This window comes from Mesorhizobium sp. M7A.F.Ca.MR.176.00.0.0, assembly GCF_004023165.1.
Taxonomy (GTDB): Bacteria; Pseudomonadota; Alphaproteobacteria; order Rhizobiales; family Rhizobiaceae; genus Mesorhizobium.
Genome location: NZ_RZTC01000215.1, coordinates 1 through 4,328 on the forward strand (window position 1 = coordinate 1; position 4,328 = coordinate 4,328).

At 63.4% G+C, this 4,328-nt stretch carries 5 protein-coding genes; 3 read left to right on the forward strand and 2 right to left on the reverse strand.

The features are described from left to right. Positions 1-586: SDR family NAD(P)-dependent oxidoreductase (locus EOB59_RS33805; RefSeq protein WP_128290234.1), on the reverse strand; the 586-nt coding region annotated here is incomplete at its 3' end. Between the two features lie 118 nt (positions 587-704). Here EOB59_RS33805 and EOB59_RS33810 point away from each other — a divergent pair. Continuing rightward, entirely contained in the window at positions 705-1,520 is an 816-nt protein-coding gene (locus EOB59_RS33810) for a UDP-2,3-diacylglucosamine diphosphatase (protein WP_127399074.1), read from the forward strand. A gap of 124 nt (positions 1,521-1,644) precedes the next feature. Further along, positions 1,645-2,859, forward strand: coding sequence for an MFS transporter (locus tag EOB59_RS33815; protein ID WP_127810521.1), 1,215 nt, complete (start codon positions 1,645-1,647; stop codon positions 2,857-2,859). Here the strand turns inward: EOB59_RS33815 and dgcA are convergent. Beyond that, complete coding sequence (gene dgcA / locus EOB59_RS33820) at positions 2,830-3,813, reverse strand: N-acetyl-D-Glu racemase DgcA (protein ID WP_128290235.1); 984 nt, start codon at positions 3,811-3,813, stop codon at positions 2,830-2,832. The two genes, EOB59_RS33815 and dgcA, sit on opposite strands and share 30 nt — an antisense overlap. Positions 3,814-3,889: 76 nt before the next feature. On the opposite strand from dgcA, the gene EOB59_RS33825 reads away from it, so the two are divergent. Next, the coding region (locus EOB59_RS33825) for an STAS domain-containing protein (protein ID WP_128290236.1) at positions 3,890-4,328 on the forward strand (439 nt) is incomplete at its 3' end.

Genomic DNA, 4,328 nt, shown 5'->3' on the forward strand with positions numbered 1-4,328 from the left:
CATGCGGGCCGCGCAGCCGGTCGGTGTCGAGCTTGCCCGGCAAAAGACTGTTGATGGTCACGTTGCGGTCGATCACCGTTCTGGCCACGCCGGCAAGAAACGAGGTCAGGCCGGCGCGCGCGCCGGACGACAGGTCGAGGCCGGGAATGGGCACATAGACCGACAGCGATGTGATGTTGACGATGCGGCCGAAGCCGCGCGCCGCCATGCCGTCAAGGACAGCCTGGACCAGCTCGATCGGCGTCACCATGTTCTGGGTGACGCCTTCGAGGATCTTTTCGCGATCGAGCGTGCGGAAATCGCGAAGCGGCGGGCCGCCATTGTTGTTGACGAGGATGTCCGGCTCGGGGCAAGCCGCGAGCAGCGCCTTCTGCACCTCCGGCTTCGAAACGTCGCCAACGATTTCCGTCACCGTGACGCCATATCGCTCGCGCAACTCCGCGGCGGTTTTCGCCACCAGCTCGGCATTGCGCCCGTTGACCACGACATCGCAGCCGGCTTCCGCCAGCGCCATGGCGCAACCGCGCCCAAGTCCCTTGCTCGAAGCGCAGACGATGGCCTTCTTTCCGCGGATACCGAGATCCATGACGATTTCTCCTGTGATTTGGCCGGCAAGCTAGTCCTTCGGCTGGACCAATCGCAACCGTCATACGGTTGTTGCATGAATCGGGGCATAGGCTCGCGAAAGCAACGGTGAAATCGCGATGTCCGGCCAAGAGCCCCGCACTTTCCGCAGCATGTTCATTTCCGATGTCCATCTGGGCTCGAAGGCGGCCAAGGCCGAGTTCCTGATCGATTTCCTTCGATATCACGATGCCGATATCATCTATCTGGTGGGCGACATCGTCGACGGCTGGCGGCTGCGGCGGAGCTGGCACTGGCCGCAAAGCCACAATGACGTCGTGCAGAAACTGCTGCGCAAGGCGCGCAAGGGCGCCAACATCACCTACATCGCCGGCAACCATGACGAGTTCGCCCGCCAGTTCCAGGGCGTGCATTTCGGCGGCATCGTCGTCGCCGACCGTGCCATCCACGAGACCGCCGACGGCAAGCGCCTGCTCGTCATCCATGGCGACCAGTTCGACACCGTGGTCCACAATGCGCGCTGGCTGGCCTATCTCGGCGACCATGCCTATGACGCGGCCATGCTGGTCAACCGCGTGGTGACGCGGCTGCGGCAACTGCTCGGCCTGCCGTATTGGTCGTTTTCGTCCTGGGCCAAGCACAACGTCAAGAAAGCGGTGAACTTCATCGGCTCGTTCCAGACCATGCTTGCGGATGAGGCGCGTCGTTCACACGTCGACGGCGTCATTTGCGGCCACATCCATCATGCCGTCATCGAGAATTTTGGCGATGTCCAGTACATCAACACCGGCGACTGGGTGGAAAGCTGCACGGCCGTGGTCGAGCATTTTGACGGCCGCATGGAAATCCTGACCTGGGCGCAGGTGCTGCCAGAAGCGCCGGACGAGCCCTTTGTCCCGTTGCTCATCAAGGACCGGGTAGGGCAGGCGGCATAGTCCGAAGTCTTTTCAGGCTTCGGAATCGATCAATTAGTCCAACCGGTTTCGTCCGGTTTTCGTCCATGTTAAGGGATCGACACGCGTTGCCGTCCGGTCGAATACAGCGCGATTGGATCGATTCATGGCCCTGCCGCAGCTCTCGCCCGAACAACTCGTCAAGCCGCGCCATTTCGAACTGCGCATGAGCCTGATCTTCGCGACGCTGTACGTGCCGCTCGGAACCCATTTGCCTTATTTTCCACTGTGGCTGCAGGCCAAGGGTTTTCACGCCGAGCAGATCGCCGTCATTCTGGCGGCGCCGATGTTCCTGCGCGTGGTGACGACGCCGTTACTGACCGCGTTGGCCGACCGTGCCAGGGACCGCGCCGATGTCTATGTCGCGCTGATGGCTGCATCACTGCTCCTGTCGGCAGGCTATTTCCTGCCGCCGACCTATGCGATGGTGCTGGCGGTCTCACTGGCGCTGACCATTGTCTGGACGCCGCATTCGCCGATCGCCGACTCGCTGGCGCTTTCGGGTGTCCGCCGCTTCGGTTCGAACTACACAAGCATGCGCAAATGGGGCTCGATCTCCTATCTCTGCGCCAATGTCGCCGGCGGCTTCATTCTGTCGGCAACCGGCTCGCAGGCCGTTCCGGTTATCATTCTGGCGGCGTTTGCCGCGGCCCTTGCCGCTGGCCTGCTGGCGCCGCGTCTAGGCCGTCCGCGGCGCGCCTCACCGCTGTCGGCCACCGATATCCAGCATTCGGCGCCGAAGCTTCTCAACCCGTATTTCCTGTATTTTTCCGTCGGCGTCGGCGTCATAACCGCCAGCCACGCATTCCTCTACGGTTTCGTCTCCATCTACTGGAAATCGATCGGCCTCAGCGATTCGGTTGTCGGTCTCTTATGGGCCTGGGGCGTGGTGTCGGAAGTCTGCATGTTCATGATGTTCACCCGCTTTTTTGACCGGTTCTCCGTCGTGTCGATCATGGTGATGGCGGGGATCGGCTCCATCGTGCGCTGGATCGCCTTTCCGCTGGTCTGGCCGCTCGGCCTCGGCATTCCCGGTTTCTTCGGTGTCCAGTCGCTGCACTCGGTCTCGGTGGCGCTTGGGCTGATCGGCCTGCAGAAGATGATCGGCGAAACCGTCTCCGAGGAGCGGACAGGTGCCGCGCAAGGCATTGCCTATTTCTCCAACGGCTTCTTCATGGCGGTGGTGACGCTGGCGTCCGGCCCGCTCTACGACCATCTCGGCGTGGACGGCTTCTTTGCCATGATCCCGATCGCCTTGATCGGCCTCGTGCTGATCGGCCTTGCAGCGCGCTCAGCCCCACAGCGCCACATCGGGCGGTGACACCAGCGATCCCTGGTAGACAAGGCCCGGTACCCGGTCGCGGGCAAGCAGCAGCGGACCGTCGAGGTCGACGAAATCGGCATGCTGGGCAAGCAGCACCGCTGGCGCCATCGCCAATGACGTGCCGACCATGCAGCCGACCATCACGCCGAAACCGAGTTCGCGGGCGCGATCGCGCAGCACCAGTGCCGCAGTCAGGCCCCCCGACTTGTCGAGCTTGATGTTGACGGCATCGTAGAGACCGACAAGCGCTTCGAGATTCTCAGCCTCGTGCACGCTTTCATCGGCGCAGATCGGCACGGGATGGGCGATATGGCGCAGGATTTCGTCATGACCGGCCGGCAGCGGCTGCTCGATCAGCGCGATGCCTTGTTCGGCGGCAAAGGCGAGGTTCGCAACGATGTTGTCGTCGCTCCAGCCCTCATTGGCGTCGAGGATGATGCGGCTGTCTGGCGCTGCCTGCCTGACCGCGCGGATGCGGGCGATGTCGTTGTCGCCGCCGATCTTGACCTTGAGCAGCGGCCGCGCCGCATTGGCGCGAGCCTGCGCCGCCATCGCCTCCGGCTCGCCCAGCGACAGCGTGTAGGCGGTTTCGAGCGCCTGCAAGGGAAGAGCACCTATCGCGACTGCTACCGAGGTTCCGCTGAGCTTTGCCTCCAGGTCCCACAGGGCGCAGTCTATGGCGTTGCGGGCGGCTCCGGCCGGCATAGCATCGAGCAAGGCGGTCCGGCTGATGCCACCGGCGATCCGGCCGCGCATGGCCTCGATCGCGTCGCGCACGCCCTCCATGGTCTCGCCATAGCGCTTGTAGGGGACGCATTCGCCGCGGCCGAGGTGGCCGCCCTCGCCGATCGTGCAGGAGATCACCTCGGCTTCGGTCTTGGAACCTCGCGAAATGGTGAAGGTTCCGGCGATGGGAAAACGCTCGGCCTCGACCGAAATGACACGCGCCATATTTTTCTGCTCCTGCTGTGCGACAAGCGTTGTCGGCAAATCGACAGGTCAGACCCGTCAGGCTAAACAGGACGCCATGTTGACCATCGGCAAGCGCGACGCAAGCGGCACGACCGCAGGGGAGGCTGACCACGAACCGCGCGTGGCGATCGGCGAGGAGGATGGCGTTCTTGGCTGCGCTTTCTCCGGAATCTGGACCACAAGGACCGTCGCGCTCATCGACGCCGACATGCGCAAGATCGAAAAGCGAAGCGGCTTCAAAACCTTGGCGCTCGATGTTTCCAAGATCGAGAAGATGGACACCGCCGGCGCCTGGCTGATCGACCGGCTGGTCAGCGCCTTCGAGAAGAAGGGCGTCGAGATCCAGATGCAAGGCCAGAGCGAGATCGCTTCGATCCTGCTCGAAGCTGTCGGCGAGGCCGTGCGGCGCGAACCCGAATCCGGCCCGGCGCGGCCGCCCAACATCGTCATTCGCGCGCTGGAGGCGGTTGGCCGCCGGGTCTACGAGATGCGCG

Excerpts from the sequence above, each read along its gene's own strand:
- EOB59_RS33810 (WP_127399074.1), top strand. The coding sequence starts at position 705 with ATGTCCGGCCAAGAGCCCCGCACTTTCCGCAGCATGTTCATTTCCGAT.
- EOB59_RS33815 (WP_127810521.1), top strand. The coding sequence starts at position 1,645 with ATGGCCCTGCCGCAGCTCTCGCCCGAACAACTCGTCAAGCCGCGCCAT.
- dgcA (WP_128290235.1), bottom strand. The coding sequence starts at position 3,813 with ATGGCGCGTGTCATTTCGGTCGAGGCCGAGCGTTTTCCCATCGCCGGA.